We start from the raw sequence: 15,476 nt of genomic DNA, 5'->3' as shown, positions 1-15,476 counted from the left end.
TAGAAGGCGGGTGCGTGCCGTCCGTCCCGCCCTTTCCTCGGAGCGTTTCTCATGGCGCCAAAGTCCTTCACGGACGCCCGCAGTCTGGTCGATCAGCTCATCGCCTTTATTGACGATGCGCTGAACGATCAGGTCAATGCCATTTTGCATCACGCCGATTTCCAATCGATGGAAGCAAGGTGGCGCGGTCTTGCGATGATCTTGCGAGAAGCGTCGCGCAGCGACGAGGTCAAGGTTAAGCTGTTGAATGCCAGCTGGCGGGAACTATCACGCAACCTCGAAAAAGCAACTGACTTTGATCAGAGTCAACTTTTCGAGATCGTCTACAATCGCGAATTTGGCATGCCGGGTGGCGAGCCGATAGGCATCATGATCGGCGATTATGCATTCTCGCCCGACAGCAAGGATGGGGCCGACTGTGTTACGGCGCTTTCGCAGATCGGCATGGTCGCGGCCGCAGCCTTCTGCCCATTCATTGCCGCAGCCTCGCCGGAAGCCGTGGGGTTGCAGGATTTTTCCGAGATGAGCAGGGTTCACGATTTTTCGTGGTTAAGGCAGGAAAAGTCTCGCCTGAGGTGGAACGCGCTCAGGGCCCGCGACGATTGCCGGTTCATCGGCTTGGTCGCGCCCCGGATCTTGATGCGCCCACCCTATAGGGCCTTTTCCAGACGCCGGAACGATCCTTTTCCTTTTCAGGAGCATATCGCCGAAGACGGCACGACCCTTCTATGGGGCAATCCGGCTTTCGCCTTCGGCACAATCGTCGTGCGTAACTTTATCGACAGCGGCTGGTTCGCCGACATACGTGGGGTGACGCAAGACGGCATCGACGGAGGCATGCTCTCGGCCTATCAGCTCCCACCGCTTGACTTTGGGCTGGAGAGCAATGGCCTCTCCGCGCAGCCACCGGTCGAGGTGCAGTTGACGACTGGCCAGGAGCAACAATTCTCCGACCTGGGTCTCGTCCCGATTTCCACCACTTATCTTTCAAGCATGGCGATCTTCAATGCAAATCAATCGCTGCATGCCCCGGGACATTACGCCAGCGAAAGTGCGCGCCAGAACGCCCGTATCGCCGCCATGTTGCAATATGTGCTCTGCGCCTCCCGCTTTTCGCACTACCTCAAGGTCATCATGCGCGACGACATCGGTCAACTGAGCGACGCAACCGTGATCGAGCGCAAACTCGAAGCCTGGTTGTCCTCCTACACGCTCGGCAATGACGATGCTGAAACCTCTCTTCGAACACGCTATCCCCTGCGATCCGCGGGCATCACTGTGTTCGAGATTCCTGGCAAACCGGGCAGCTTCTCCTGTACCGTGCGGATCCAGCCGCACTTCCAGCTGGATGACGTGTCCACCAGTTTCCACCTGATCGCCGAAACGGCGACACCGTCCGCGTCCACGCAATGGACATCGGCCGAGCCGAAAAGGATTTCCGCATGAACTTGCGCGCCGACATTTCCAGCCTCCTCGACGAAAACCAGATCGATACCGCGCTTTCGCTTGCCAAGGACCAGGTGAAGTCCTCACCGTCAGACAAGGAAGCCCGACACCTCTATATCGACCTGCTAATCCTCGCCCGCGATTACGAAAAGGCAGATGCTCAGTGCGGTCTGGCTGCGACGTTCTCGCCCCAGGACAGCGTCGGATTTTCGCTCCTTCGCCAACAATTGCGCGCCATGGCGGCGCGTGATGCATGGTTTACGAAGGGTGCAGTGCCGGAATTTCCAAGCGGTCCGAGCGAACTGGATCAACTGGCAATCAAGGCGAACATCGCGGCGAGCGAGAGCAACATCATCGAATGTGCTGACGCCCTAAGCGATTTGGATGAAAAACGTGGCGACGTTCCGATGTTCGTCAACGGCAAAAAAGTGAGCGATATCAGGGATCTAGACGATCGTATTCCGCACGCACTTGAAGTTCTGACCAATGGCGGCAGGTATCTCTGGATCGGTTTCGACCGGATTGAAAGCCTGACGATCGGAGCGATGACCCGTCCACGCGATCTCGCCTATCGCGACGCCGAACTGACACTCAAGGATGGCGCAGTCGCATCGATACTCGTTCCCGCCATCTATCATGGCGAGGACAAGGCCGCAGTTCTACTGCTTGGGCGGGAGACTCGCTGGGACGAAGACAGCAGCCCATTGGTCACGGGTCAGGGGCAGCGATGCTTTTTGGTCGGTGATGATCTGATGCCGTTCCACGAAATTACGAGCATTACCGCGTCTCCTGCAAAAGACGAAAGGAAGGTCGCGCGTGGTTGATCCGCTGGAGCAATATCGGCCGAAGCAGAGAACGCTGTCCCGCTCGGTACTGGACAGGCTGCTGGACGATGCGCCGGACGTGGATAGAGATCCGCTGGTCAGCCTTTCGGATCAGGTCAGGGAAATGCGGGAGGTGATACGTCGTGACCTCGAGGCGCTTTTGAACACCCGCCGAAATCCCGCCGGTCCGCCGGGCTCCCTGAAGGAACTCAATGACGCACTGGTCTCCTACGGTATGGATGGTGTTTTGTCTGCGAACCTCGTGACGGATGCATCCAAGGAAAAACTTGCTCAGAGCATAGAGCGCCGTATCTCGATGTTCGAAACCAGACTGTCCGATGTGCGGGTCACCATCCTCAAAAACCGCATGGAGGGTGAGCGTGCACTGAGAATGAGAATTCAGGCGACCTTCCGCCTGCATGAGGGCATGCCGCCAATCAGCTTTGAATCCAAGATCGACCCGTCGACACAGCGCTTCCATGTGGAGGCCGCCAATGGCTGATGGCTTTCTCGAGAAATATAATGACGAACTTTATGCGCTGAGAAAGCGTGCCTCGCGCTTTGCCGCTGCCTTCCCCAAAATCGCGGGCCGTCTGCGCATGACGGGCGATGTTGCCGACGATCCCCATGTGGAGCGATTGATCCAAAGCTTTGCCTACTCAGCAGCTCGCGTGAGACAGAAGCTGGACGATGAATTTCCCGAGCTCTCGGACAGCCTGCTCGAAACGCTTTACCCTCATTATCTGGCACCGCTCCCGTCCATGAGCATCGTCCAGTTCGAACCGAGCGCGTCTCTCGCGGCGGTACAGACGCTTGCCCGCCACAGTGAAATTCTTGCAGAACCGATCAATGGAGAGAGCTGCCGATTTCGCACCACGCAGAATGTAGAGATCGTGCCACTGACCATTTCGAGCGCGGTCCTTTCCGGCCAGCCTATCGACGCACCATTCTCCTCTGCTTCGGCGGGTGCGGCCAGTTGCCTGCGTCTTTCGCTGCGCACCACATCTCCGCGCCCATCGACTTTGCAGGAAATGGGGCTCAAGGGGCTGCAACTTTTCATTTCCTCGGCCTGGCAACAGGCAACGGCGCTTCATGAGTTGCTCGCGAACCATTGCGTCGGAATAGCGCTGGCGCGTCACGCGGAAGATCCGCAAGCCGTCTTTCTTCCGCCAAATTACCTAAAGCCTTCCGGCTTTGCGCGCGACCAGGCCATGCTGCCGTATCCCGCCAACAGTTTTGACGGCTATCGGCTTCTGACCGAGTTCTTTGCTTTACCGCAGAAGTTTCTCTTCCTCGACATACACGGTGTCGAGCGCTGGGCCGGTGGCGACTGCGAGTTATATATCTATCTGAACGCGGCGGATACCCGACTAGAGCGCTTGGTTTCAGCCAGGGACTTCGTGCTGAACGCTTCACCGGTCATCAATCTCTTCCAACAGAGTTGTGAGCCTTTGAGCCTGGATGGCACAAGAACGGAGTACCGGCTTTTGCCGGATGCCCGCCGCCAACGAACGCGTGAAATCTATTCGGTCGAAAACGTCCAACTGACAACCCGCGACGGGGCGATTGAAAAGACCTCTCCTTTCTTCGGTCGTACGCAAAAAAACAATGGTTCGAATGTTTTCTGGCAAACATATCGTCGCTTTGACGAGGATGACGGCTCCTCTGATACCGACATAGCTTTTGTAGACGAAAAGCGCGGGCCGCTGGGACCAATCGATATCGTCGCCAGCATCGATACTTTGTGCATCAATCGAGAGTTACCAAGCCAGTTGCCCTTCGGTGGCGGGCATCCCCACCTGCAACTTTCCGCCGGCAACGAGGCTGTGCAGTCGATACAGGCGCTGATGCCACCGACACCCGCCGTTCGCATGAACGAGCGCAGCGCCCGCGAATGGCGGCTAATCTCGCATCTCCTTTTGAACCACCTCTCCCTGTTCGATAGTGGCGGAGCGGCACTCAAAGATATTCTCTCGCTCTACGCGTTTCGGGATTCACCTGAGACGCGTCAGCTTGTCGACGCCATATCCAATGTCGAGGCCCGCAATTCACACGCCAGGCTTGGTGCTGCCATGGTGCCCGGAACGGACGTGACGCTCGAGTTCGATCCAGCGCTGATCGACAGGCCAGCGGCATATGTTTTTGCAGGCGTGCTCAATCATTTCTTCGGGCTCTATACCTCGATCAACAGCTTTACCCGCTTGACGGTGACAATACGCGGCCAATCCGAACCTATCGCCCTGTGGCCCGCGCGCGCGGCAGACCGCCCGCTGGTTTAGGAGTGTCCATGCCAACGCAAGCAGAAAGCCTGAAACATAAGCAGGAGGTACTCCTCAGCACTGACCCCGGTCGCTTCGATCCCGCGACCGCCTTTCGTGTTGCACAACATATTACGGATGAAGAAAGACTGGTCGTAGGCTCCCATGGAGGAACAAACCCGATTACGGCTTTCGTCGGCGGTTTTCGCAAGAAGGGAGAGGATGCTGAACTGCGCTCGGCGCTCGTTCCTATCGTTGGACCGCTCGGCTCACTGCCTCCTGCCTATAACGAACTTATCCAGCAAGAAGAACGCAACCGCTCCAAGGCACTTGCGAGTTTCTTCAACCTGTTCGCCACCCGTTTCAGCGAACTCTTTGTTTACGCAACAGAAAAATATCGTCTCGCTCGCAGGCTTCGTTGGTCGGACGATCGACGCGACAGCCAGTTTAGCAAGACACTCCTGGCGTTAACCGGCTTTCGCACCAAGAGAATTGTCGAAAATGCGGGTGTCAAACAGGACGTCATGCTTCGCTTCAGCGGGCTGCTTTCAAACCGCACGAGGAATGCCACGGCGCTGACCTCAATGCTTTGCGAATTTACCGGTCTGCCGGTCAAAATCGAGCAGTTCCGCCGTCGTTGGGTTTCCATCCCCAGCAGCGAGCAGAGCCAATTGGGTCAACCCGGCGGGCTGCTTCTGGGACAGAACACGACAGCCGGTAGCAGTATCGAAGACTTTGCCGGAGGCTTCCGTATCGTCGTCGGCCCGGTCGGTTATGCCGACTATCTCGCGCTTTCGCCGGGCTCCCGCCGACTCTCGGAAATTTTCGCACTGACACGGCTTTTCACCGGTAGCGCGCTGGAATTCGACGTGCAGGTGATCCTCAGGAAGGAAGACATTCCATTTTGCCAGCTGGGCAACAGCGCCAGCCCAGCGCGGCTTGGTTGGAACAGTTGGGCGCGCATAGCCCCTGCGGGCAAAGACAGCGCGGATGCTATTGTTACCGAGCGCGAGGGTACGGCACTCGGTCGGCTGGGAGTTGCAACATGAAACTCGTCCTGAAGCAAAGGCAACAGGATGACAGCATCCAGCCTTCGCGCTGGAGCTTCGAACATGGCAAGCGCGTGCTGGGACGATCGAACGATTGTGACTGGCAAATCGCTGATGGCGAACGACGCGTTTCCAAGCTCCATTGCACGCTCAAGCGCGACGGTCAGGGGTTTTCCATTATCGATCAGAGCGCAAATGGCACTCTTGTCGATGGCCGACTGCTGCTCGAAGGCCAATCCGCTGCGCTAAACGACGGATCGCAAATCGAGATCGGCAACCAGTCCTTCGAAGTCGCCATCGTCGGCGAGCCTGACATGGATTTCGGCGATCCCGACCAGACGCTGAGGGTCAGCAACGAGGAGCTGACGATCTCCGCCATACTCTCCGATATTGCACCTGGCGGACGCTCGGCACGCGGGGTGCTCGGCAACGCAGACGCTAACGCAGATTGGCTGGAGGACGACCACGCGCACCTCAAGAAGGGAAAGTCGATCTCCCGAAACGTGGAAATCGGCTGGAACGCACCTCCGTCGTCGAACGGTATCGGCGCTGTCCTTCCTGACGATTGGAATGAAGAGCCGGTTGAGAGCAGCCGCCACGAGCATACTGACGCGCTCAATATCCCCGTCAAGGTCTCACGACCGTCGGTAGACGCCCAAGAGGAGTTCGAGACCGTCTTTGCCGGGCCGGAGGACCTGCCCGACACGCAACTCCTGGAACCACAATCGTCAACTCCGGAGAGCGAGCTGAAGGATTTGCTGTCCCAACTCGAAAGGGAGTGCGCGGACTGCATGGCGGCGCTCGATATCGCGACCGAAGCAATTGATCTTTCGCAAGAGGCGAGTATCGCGGCAAGGCTGGAAGCAATCATTCTCCAACAGAGGCTTCTCTCGACGTCACTGGAAAATCTGATGCGCGTCTCCACGCAGAGACTTGAGCCGAGACTGCTAGAAGCCAAGGCCGATGCCGGTAACGACCTGCGCTCCAAGATCGAACGCAAGGACTGGCGCGGTATCGTTTCAAGGCCTGACTATTGGGATTTTTACAAGAAACAATTTGAAGAAAACGGTCGTCAGCTGTCGATCCGGCAATTCCTCCAGCGCGCAGCGCTCGGCGGAGATTACGAGCAGGATGACACAATGCGTGAAAAAGCAAGGTATCAGGGGGTAGGCAAGCAACATGAGGCATGAAAATCGCGTTGCATGGAGCGAGGGCATGTTCCTTCGCGTTCAACATTTCCAGCAGGCTGATCGCTGGACCGAGCGATTGGTGCGCAATACAACGCGCAACCTTTCGGCCTATCCCTGGGGTGTCGCGGAAATTGGGATCGACCGTAGCGCCCTTGCAATCGGCCAATTCGCGTTGTCGAATGTCCGTGGCATCCTGCCCGATGGCACACCGTTTGAAGCGCCTGGCGATACGGACCTGCCCCCTCCCCTTGAACTGGATGAAACTGTCAAGAACGCTACTGTTTATCTGGCGCTTCCTGCCCGCCAACCCGGCAAGGCTGATATGTCCTCGGCTTCAAGGCAGGAAACCAACAGCGTGCGTTTCGTCGCCTCAAACTACGAGGCGACTGACGCCAATGTGGATACCGATTTTGTCGCGCCGATCGACGTCGGTCGCCTCAGTCTCAAATTCCTGAAGACCGGCGACGACGTATCCGGCTATGACCTGATAGGGTTGGCACGCGTCATTGAAGTGCGATCCGATCGTGCAGTCATCCTCGATCCCGACTTCATTCCACCCAGCCTGAATTGCGCAGGATCATCCCGCCTCACCGAGATGATGACGGAGCTTCTGGGTATCGTTCGACATCGCGCGCAGGCAATTTCCGAGCGTATCGGCGACCCGACGATCCGCGGCACGGCTGAGGTCGGCGATTACTTTCTGCTGCAGATTCTCAACCGAGCAGATCCGCTGCTGGCCCATCTTGGCGCAAACGCCACCCGCATCCATCCAATCCGCTTCTATGAGGAGTGCCTGCAGCTTGCGGGTGAGCTTGCCACCTTCACGACGGAAAAGAAGCGTGCGACCGACTTTCCCCCTTATCGCCACGACGATCTTAAAGCGAGCTTCGGCGCGGTGTTCGATGACCTTCGCGCGTCGCTCTCCGCAGTTCTCGAACAGGCTGCGGTCGCAATCGATCTGGTCGAGCGTCGACATGGCGTGCGGGTCGGAACTATTCACGACCGTGGACTTCTGCGCGACGCAGGCTTCGTGCTTGCGGTACGGGCCGACATGCCGGCGGAGGACATTCGTCGCAGGCTGCCAGCGCAGATCAAGGTTGGCCCGGTCGAGCGAATTTCGGAACTGGTCAACGTGGCGCTGCCGGGTATTCCGGTGCGCTCTCTGCCGGTCCTTCCGCGCCAGCTGCCTTACCGCTCCGGCACCATCTACTTCGAAATCGATACCAAAGCACCTTTGTGGAAACAACTCGAGACCTCCGGCGCAATCGCTCTGCATCTTGCAGGCGACTTTCCCGGGCTCGAATTGGAAATGTGGGCGTTACGCGAATGAGTGACCAAAAGTCCTCCTCTTGGCAGGATCTGCCGACGGTGGTTGAAATCACCGAGGAAAGCCGTCAGCGCAACCAGAACGCTCGTAATATGGCGGCGTTACTGGACGATATCATCGAGCCGAACGAGGCGAATGAACGAGCACATGGCCAGATGGGCGCCCTGCCAATAGAGGCGCTCCTGACAAATTTCCGTTTCGGCGGCGAAGATGTGCCCACGCTGGTCCAGTCTGCCGCACCGCTTCTCAATCTAGCCCATATGCTTCGTTTCAGCGATGTGCAGCCGGATCCGGATCATCTGCGGCGCGCTTGCCTTGAGGCGATTACCCGCTACGAGCGCGACATTGCCTCCGCCCGCATCAGCCCGGAGCGGGCAAGAGCCGCCCATTATGTGGTTTGTGCCACTGTGGACGACGTGATCCTTAGCAAGCCTTGGGGCGTCAGGGCGGGCTGGGCTCGCTCGGGCCTCGTCTCCACCTTCCACAATGATGTGACGGGAGGTGACAGGGTTTTCGACATCCTCGATCATTTTCACCAGTCGCCTGGCGCCAATAAAGACCTGCTGCTGCTGATCTATCTATGCCTTTCGCTTGCATTCGAAGGGCGTACCCGCGTTTCTCCCAAAGGCGCGCTTGAGCTCGCCCGCATTCGAGACAGTCTCTACAAAACCCTGATCGGCCAGTATGGCGTCTTCGAACGCGAACTTTCTCCCCATTGGCAGGGTGTCGAAGCACGACATACGCCGCTTAAAACCATGTCGGCACTATGGACATTGCTGTCGGTCCTCGCGCTTGCCTTCGCGCTTGGCTACCTGTTCTTCACGCTGTCTCTCAACGACGCATCCGATGCCACCTTCGAGCGGCTTGCAAAGCTGCCGCCATCGCAAACGCCAAGCGTGCTGATCGCTCCACCGCCCGAACCGCCTGTAACAAAAGAGCAGCCACCGAAGGTCGCAGAAGTGCCTCCTGTGGTGAAGCCGCCTGAGCCTTCCAGACTCCAGAAGCTGATGGAGTTTCTGGAGCCTGAAGTTCAGGAGAAGCTGGTGACGCTGGCCGAAGTCAATGGGCGTTTGCGGGTACGCATCAACAATTCCGGGCTCTTCGAGACCGGCAGCGCAGAAGTCAGCCCGAAGTTCCGCGATCTGATCCAGCGTATCGGCAGCGCGCTGTCGGCGGAGAAATTCCGCGCCGTCGTCATCGGCTATACAGACAATGTGCCGATCAAGACGGTTCAGTTCCCGTCCAACTGGCATCTATCCGAAGCACGCGCCAAGGCGGTGGGTGATATTCTCTCGCAGTTTACAGGCCCGGAGGCAATTCTCACCGAGGGGCGCGCAGACAGCGATCCAATTGCAGATAACGCCAGGCCCGAGGGTCGTGAGATGAACCGCCGAACTGAAATCATGGTGCTGACCAATCCGGATGAAAAACTGAGCGATGCCGGCATTCTCTCGCCGACCATCACAACGACGCCCGGACAGCAGCCAGGAGCCCAGCAATGAACCCGCTGAGTTACTTTTATACGATCCGGGCTTATGTCGAAAGCTATGCCTCACTCGTCGGGCGTCGCTTCATATCGCTTCTCTGGGCCGTAGCGCTTTGCGTCGTCATCTGGTTTTACGGCTATCTGGTTGCATTCGGTGATTTCAAGCCGTTCGGCACCACGCAGGCGCGGCTTATCGCTATTGGCGCAGTCCTCGCCATTTGGGTCGTCTATATTGCGATCGCCATGTTCCGGGCCCGCAAGCAGGACAAGGAACTGATCGATAGCCTTGAACAGGAAGCGCTCGCCAATCGCAACGCGGAAGTGGGCGAGATCCAGACGCGGCTCAAAGAAGCACTGGCGCTTCTGCGGCGCATCACCAAAAAGCGCTTCGGCTATATCTACGATCTGCCATGGTACGTCATCTTCGGCGCACCTGGATCAGGCAAGACCACAGCACTGACCAACTCCGGCCTGCAATTTCCGTTGGGCGATGCCCTTGGCGAAAATGCCGTGAGAGGTGTCGGCGGAACGCGCAATTGCAATTGGTGGTTCTCAGATGAAGCAATTCTCATCGACACAGCCGGGCGCTATACGACACAGGACGATCTAGACGGATCTTCGAAGGCCGGCTGGGAAGGTTTCCTCAATCTCCTGCGCCGCTATCGTCGCTCTCAGCCAATCAACGGAGCCCTTATCACACTTTCGATTCACGATCTTATGACGCGCGATCCGGAAGAACAGCGGCAGGAATTGCGTTCACTTCGCCAGCGTCTATCCGAGCTCGACGAATATCTCCATGCCCGCGTACCGGTCTATCTAGTGCTGACCAAGGCCGACTTGCTGGACGGTTTCGTCGAGTTCTTCGACGGCTTCAACAAGACCGACCGCCAGCAGGTTTGGGGTGCGACCTTCAAGCTCGATGAGAGCTATACGTCCCAGTCTCTGCCCCAACGTTTCCTGGAAGAATTCGAGCTTCTTCAGCAGCGCGTGGATGCCATGCTCATCGAGCGGCTCCAGCAGGAGCAGAATGCGGAGATCCGGGGTCGCATCTTCCGCTTCCCGGCAGAACTCGCCAAGTTGAAGGACCGGCTGCACGACGCCTTGAGCGAGCTTTGCGCCAGTTCGCCCCTCATCGAAGCTCCTCTTCTACGCGGCGTCTACTTCGCCTCCGGTACCCAACAGGAATTGGACACTGCCACCACACGGGCACGGCGCAGCTATTTTCTTTCACGGCTTTTCAAGGACGTCATTTTCCCGGAAGCCGCACTGGTGATGCGAGACAAGCGTCTTTCGGGTCGGCAGCGGCTAGTGCGTCGTATCGCCTATGGCGTTGCCGCAGTCTTCATCGCAGTCGTCTTTACCGGCTGGATCAGTACCTATTACTCCAACACGCAGGCTCTTGCTGAAGCAGACCGAAAGCTGGATACCTACGAGCGGCTCGTACAGGGCATTCCCGTCCGGGATGTATCCGACGCAGATTTTCTGCGCATCATGCCTGCCCTGGACAACTTGCGTGATGCCAGCTCCGGCTTTTCCAGGGAACGCCTCTGGAACGTCGGCTTCGGTCTCGATCAGAAAGACAAGATCGCCGGACGGCAACGCGACGCCTATCAACGCGCCCTCAATGCACTCCTTCTGCCGCGCATGATCGTACAATTGCAAAAACAGCTGGAGGATGAAAAGGACGTCACGCGAACGTTCAATTCGCTAAAGCTTTACGGCATGCTGGGCGGATTGGGCACTTTGGATCGCGATTTCCTGACCGTCCAGGCCAAGGACATGTTCGCGTCCCTTTACCCAGGGGATGGTAGAGCGGCTGCACGTGAATCTCTCAATGCCCATGCCCGAGCCCTTGCCACTGGCAATCTCGCCCCGATCGAACTCGACGCGCGGCTGATAGCCAAAGCGCGTGAAACTATCGAGGGACAGAGTATTGGCGCACGGGCATACGATATTCTTGCAGGGCTGCCACAAGCACGTACGCTGCCGGAATGGACTCCGGCCACGGCATTTGGACCTCTGGGTGAAAAGGCTTTCGAGCGCCGCAGCAAGACGCCCATGGTGGATGGCATCGAGGGATTGTTCACGGCAAATGGTTATCGCAATGTCGTGATCCCGCAAGTCGCTTATGCCTCTCGCGTGGCGCTCTCGGAAGCGTGGGTTCGCGGCTCGGACGATGCCGTGCGTGGCATAAGCGTCGAACAAGTAGCGCAGGCCGCGTTGCAAATCTATTTCGACCGTTTTGAAAAGCGTTGGGCCGACGTTCTGTCGGACATCCGCGTCAAGCCATCGCAGACGCTGGGAGATGCTGTCGAGACGACGCGCATTCTTGCCAATGACCGCAATGTCGTAATGGAGGCCGCAAAATCTATTGCGGACGCGACGGACCTTCGTCCAAATGCCGGCGAAAACATCACCACGCTTGCCTCGACGGCGGATGGCGATACGACTGCGATGATCCTTTCAGCGACGGTTAGTGCCGTGGATCCCTATGCGCAACTGCGCGAAATGCTGGCTGAAAAATCCGCAGCCTCTCAGATCGAGGCGCAATCGCCAGACAATAAGACGGCTGGCTCTCCTTCCGAACAGTTGCTTGGCAACCTCAAGACGTTGAACGAGCAGCTGGCTCGCTCCTCCACCACGTCCGATGAGGTGGCGAAAGTCTTCGATGTCGATAGCCAGTTGACGAAGGCAAATCAGGACCTGTTGCAACAGGCGCGCCAGCTGCCTGCACCGCTCGATATATGGATCGCCGGGGTGTCGGCGGATGTCGGATCGCTAGCCGTGAAGTCGGCAAGGAGCCGGATCGCTGATCTTTGGGCGGCGGACTCCGCATCCCTATGCTCGTCTATCGTTTCCGGAAGATATCCGTTCGACCGCGCATCTCCGCGAGATGTTGCGATGGCCGACTTCACACGTCTTTTTGGACCGCAGGGCGTGTTCCAGACGTTCTTCAAGCAGCGCATGGAGCCATTCGTAGACAAGACCACAACGCCATGGAGCTGGAAGGGTACGTTCGGCTCGGCTGGCATTCCCAGCGAAGCCATAGCCCAGTTCGAAAACGCAGATAAGATTTCCCGCGCTTTCTTTCCAAACGGCAGCGAGGTTCCGGCTGTGTCCATCAATGTGAAGCCAGTCTCGCTCAGTGAGCAATCAAGCGCGGTGATGCTGGAAATAGAGGGAGAGCGGGTGGTCTATTATCACGGCCCAATCCAGGCGAAGTCGATTGAGTGGCCGTCGAAGGAAAACTCCGCCAGCTTGTCCCGCATCGCCTTCCAGCCAGGCGGTTGGCAACAGGCGAAAATCGAGAATGGCGACTGGTCTCCGTTCCGCTTATTCGACGACGCAAAAATCGAAACGCAAACGGGTGATATCATGAGGGCGCGTTTCGAGAATGAGGGGCAGACAGCAGAGTTTGACATTCAGTTCGGATCGGTCCTCAACCCATTCAGACTGGATGCTATCTCGCGCTTTTCCTGCCCGACACAATTCTGATCTGGACGCGCAAGAGCTTATAAGGAGGGGAACATCATGAATAATGGTATGGATCAAAGACAGGTCATGCCCGGCTGATGATCAAGCCAGGCCAGAAGCCAGCCGTTGCCGCGTCAGAAAGCGACCGCATCGGTTTCTTCGGTAAAATACCAAGCCACGGAGATTTCATCTCCGAGGGCATTGATCGTGAGTTTGTCGCCAGGCTCGACGAGTGGTTGCGTGCCGGCATGCATGCCTGTGCCGACCATTACGGTGCGTCCTGGTCTTCGATCTTCTCCAACTCTCAACCCATACGCTTTATCGTGGAAAGCGGCGCGTGGAGCGATAGCGCCTATGCCGGCATCCTACTGCCAAGCCGTGACCGCGTTGGTCGAAAGTATCCATTGGTCGTTCTGGCGCAACTCGCTATGTTTCGACTGCACCCACGAACGCTTTATCTGGACGAAACTTGGTTCATGGCTGCTGAGGCCCTGGCTGAAACCTCGTTGAATGAGGATTTCGACATGCACCGATTCACATCTGCGATAAGGCGGCTACGCTTACCCAAGCCAAAAGTAGACGAGGATGCTCCTGCTGCCATTGCAAGACCTGATAAGCCGACGAGCCTCTGGTGGAGGATTGATGAAGAAACCCGTCAGCCGAAAGGCGTGAAGCTGGATGGTAGACCTGGCACAGAAGATTTTGTCAGACTTTTTCAGGACAGCGCTCACTCACCTGAAACCGCCACGCACTCGCAAGAAGAGCATCGGACAATAGATGCAAGGACCTCAGTTCCCAAGCTGAGCACGCCAGCCGCACGAGCCCTGGCGCCTGAACCGAGTGCGCCAGCCTCTATAGTCTATAGCTACGCAACGCATGCGGGAACGAAGTTGTCGAACAACGCCGACTCGCTCTTTGTTTCCAGCAGGCCTGCTCTATTTGCCATTGCGGATGGGGTCGGCGATGGGCAACCGGCGGCTGAAGCCGCCCGTTTGATCGTTAACCTTCTTGCGGATGTGACAGAAAGGGCCGATCAAGACATCGACCCGCAGTCGATTAGAGGAAAACTCGGGACGGCCAACAGCCTCCTTCTTTCGCGACAGGTCGCCGAGGGTGTTCCGCGGCCTGGAGCGAGTGTCGTTACAGCCTCGATTTCAAATCACGCGATCGCGGTCTTGTGGTCGGGCGACGCCAGGGCCTATCTTTTGCGGGACGGCACGATGCATTCGCTCACCCGCGACCACGTCATTGTTGGGATGAAGAAAACACTCGCGCAATATATCGGCCATTCCCAGCAGTTCCGGCCAGACATCAGTCGAGAAAGCTGGGGGAGGAACGACAGGTTGCTGTTGTGCAGCTTCCCGCTTGTCCAACAACTGAAAGAGAGAGCGGTTGCTGAAATCCTGTCCGGGACCGCGCTGGAGGACTGCGCGAATGCGCTCGTCCAGGAAGCGCTGATCGAAAATGTTAAAGACAATATCAGCGCCATCGTGATTGGTCACGACCTTGGCCAGCGATAAGCGCCCCGACCCCACCCTTGTCGCACAGCGCTATGCCGACCTTTGGCAGGCCATCCAATTTGATGACCAGGCAAGACGTGCGCCCAATGAAGAAATGGAGTTGATCGACCAGGTTCGAAATGCGCTCGACCGAAAGGCACCGAACCTGCTCGCAAAAAGTCATAGCCGGATTGCAAACAGCTTTCTTGTCGAGGCCGTTGCAATTGCAAGCGATCAAACGGAAATACTGCATGTACGACACATAGATCTCGGCTCATCACACGGGCTCAAGACCCTTCGCCAGTCCTGGTGCGACGACATCGTCCTTACGCAGTCGCTCAGGCGAGAGGCAGAAACCGGCCTACGTTTTCGGCATCCAAACATCATCGAGACATCGGCTTTGCTGAGGCTGGAGGACGGCAGACCAGGATTGTTGATGCCATGGCACCCCGTGACGCTCGCTTCGTTACCAAGCGACCAATTCCTCGATGAACAAGAAGCCTCCATGATCCTGCGGAGCGTTCTCCTTGCGCTCCATGCGATACATCAAGAGGGACTTGTGCATTGCGACGTGACACCAAGCAACATCTTCCTGAGAGAAAACCATTTCGAACGATCGATGCTGGGAGATTTCGGCATCACCATACCGATCGGAACAAGGCATAAAGATATTGGCCTGGAACGCGCTGGATCCCCGGAATTCGCCGCGCCGGAGCAATGGCGAGGTGAACAGGCCCACCCAGCGCAGGACATTTACGCTCTAGGAAAGCTGGCCGAAAAAATCGCAAGCAGGATAGCCGAACGTCGGATAATATGGAGCGAGTTGATTGAGCGATGCTGTCAGACGCGGCGGGAGGATCGACCTCAAAGCGCCTGGGAAGTTCTTCAAATGATACCGGAATGACGGCCCAGCCTCACCCGCT

11 protein-coding genes are annotated in these 15,476 nt (G+C 57.5%); all 11 read left to right on the top strand.

Translation table 11 applies throughout. From position 1 onward, the window contains the following. The first annotated feature begins 51 nt into the window (after positions 1-51). The 11 genes from tssC to ACQZ5M_RS18635 all read left to right on the top strand — a co-directional run bounded on the left by tssC (position 52) and on the right by ACQZ5M_RS18635 (position 15,457). Positions 52-1,446 (top strand): type VI secretion system contractile sheath large subunit, encoded by a 1,395-nt coding sequence (tssC, locus tag ACQZ5M_RS18685; RefSeq protein ID WP_449080505.1) that lies wholly within the window; start codon positions 52-54, stop codon positions 1,444-1,446. Then, positions 1,443-2,270 carry a type VI secretion system accessory protein TagJ gene (locus tag ACQZ5M_RS18680; protein WP_296098559.1) on the top strand — a complete coding sequence of 276 codons (828 nt, stop codon included), beginning with the start codon at positions 1,443-1,445 and terminating at the stop codon, positions 2,268-2,270. The genes tssC and ACQZ5M_RS18680 overlap by 4 nt, the downstream gene beginning before the upstream one ends. Beyond that, on the top strand, positions 2,263-2,772 hold the full coding sequence (gene tssE / locus ACQZ5M_RS18675) for a type VI secretion system baseplate subunit TssE (protein WP_296098555.1): 510 nt from the start codon (positions 2,263-2,265) through the stop codon (positions 2,770-2,772). Before ACQZ5M_RS18680 ends, tssE begins: the two co-directional genes overlap by 8 nt. Then, positions 2,765-4,549, top strand: a complete 1,785-nt coding sequence (tssF, locus tag ACQZ5M_RS18670) for a type VI secretion system baseplate subunit TssF (RefSeq protein WP_449080504.1) — start codon at positions 2,765-2,767, stop codon at positions 4,547-4,549. The genes tssE and tssF overlap by 8 nt, the downstream gene beginning before the upstream one ends. 8 nt (positions 4,550-4,557) lie before the next feature. Continuing rightward, positions 4,558-5,577 (top strand): type VI secretion system baseplate subunit TssG, encoded by a 1,020-nt coding sequence (gene tssG / locus ACQZ5M_RS18665; protein WP_296037840.1) that lies wholly within the window; start codon positions 4,558-4,560, stop codon positions 5,575-5,577. Further along, the gene (locus tag ACQZ5M_RS18660; RefSeq protein WP_296037838.1) at positions 5,574-6,767 is read left to right on the top strand and encodes an FHA domain-containing protein; all 1,194 of its coding nucleotides are present in this window, start codon (positions 5,574-5,576) and stop codon (positions 6,765-6,767) included. The genes tssG and ACQZ5M_RS18660 overlap by 4 nt, the downstream gene beginning before the upstream one ends. Beyond that, a complete protein-coding gene (gene tssK / locus ACQZ5M_RS18655) occupies positions 6,757-8,097 on the top strand; it encodes a type VI secretion system baseplate subunit TssK (protein ID WP_296037836.1) in 1,341 nt (446 codons plus the stop codon). The genes ACQZ5M_RS18660 and tssK overlap by 11 nt, the downstream gene beginning before the upstream one ends. Further along, positions 8,094-9,596 (top strand): type VI secretion system protein TssL, long form, encoded by a 1,503-nt coding sequence (gene tssL / locus ACQZ5M_RS18650; RefSeq protein ID WP_449080503.1) that lies wholly within the window; start codon positions 8,094-8,096, stop codon positions 9,594-9,596. Before tssK ends, tssL begins: the two co-directional genes overlap by 4 nt. Then, positions 9,593-13,075 (top strand): type VI secretion system membrane subunit TssM, encoded by a 3,483-nt coding sequence (gene tssM, locus ACQZ5M_RS18645; protein ID WP_449080502.1) that lies wholly within the window; start codon positions 9,593-9,595, stop codon positions 13,073-13,075. The genes tssL and tssM overlap by 4 nt, the downstream gene beginning before the upstream one ends. A 77-nt stretch (positions 13,076-13,152) precedes the next feature. After that, the gene (gene tagF / locus ACQZ5M_RS18640; protein ID WP_449080501.1) at positions 13,153-14,574 is read left to right on the top strand and encodes a type VI secretion system-associated protein TagF; all 1,422 of its coding nucleotides are present in this window, start codon (positions 13,153-13,155) and stop codon (positions 14,572-14,574) included. After that, on the top strand, positions 14,561-15,457 hold the full coding sequence (locus ACQZ5M_RS18635; RefSeq protein ID WP_449080500.1) for a protein kinase domain-containing protein: 897 nt from the start codon (positions 14,561-14,563) through the stop codon (positions 15,455-15,457). Before tagF ends, ACQZ5M_RS18635 begins: the two co-directional genes overlap by 14 nt. The last annotated feature ends 19 nt before the right edge of the window (positions 15,458-15,476 follow it).

The organism is Rhizobium sp. 22-785-1 (assembly GCF_053521965.1).
Note: the sequence above shows the minus strand (reverse complement) of the source record. Positions and strands in the feature narration are given on the sequence as shown.

Coding starts and splice junctions, on each gene's coding strand:
- tssL (WP_449080503.1), top strand. CDS start 8,094: ATGAGTGACCAAAAGTCCTCCTCTTGGCAGGATCTGCCGACGGTGGTT.
- tagF (WP_449080501.1), top strand. CDS start 13,153: ATGATCAAGCCAGGCCAGAAGCCAGCCGTTGCCGCGTCAGAAAGCGAC.
- tssK (WP_296037836.1), top strand. CDS start 6,757: ATGAGGCATGAAAATCGCGTTGCATGGAGCGAGGGCATGTTCCTTCGC.
- tssF (WP_449080504.1), top strand. CDS start 2,765: ATGGCTGATGGCTTTCTCGAGAAATATAATGACGAACTTTATGCGCTG.
- ACQZ5M_RS18680 (WP_296098559.1), top strand. CDS start 1,443: ATGAACTTGCGCGCCGACATTTCCAGCCTCCTCGACGAAAACCAGATC.
- ACQZ5M_RS18660 (WP_296037838.1), top strand. CDS start 5,574: ATGAAACTCGTCCTGAAGCAAAGGCAACAGGATGACAGCATCCAGCCT.
- tssC (WP_449080505.1), top strand. CDS start 52: ATGGCGCCAAAGTCCTTCACGGACGCCCGCAGTCTGGTCGATCAGCTC.
- tssG (WP_296037840.1), top strand. CDS start 4,558: ATGCCAACGCAAGCAGAAAGCCTGAAACATAAGCAGGAGGTACTCCTC.
- tssM (WP_449080502.1), top strand. CDS start 9,593: ATGAACCCGCTGAGTTACTTTTATACGATCCGGGCTTATGTCGAAAGC.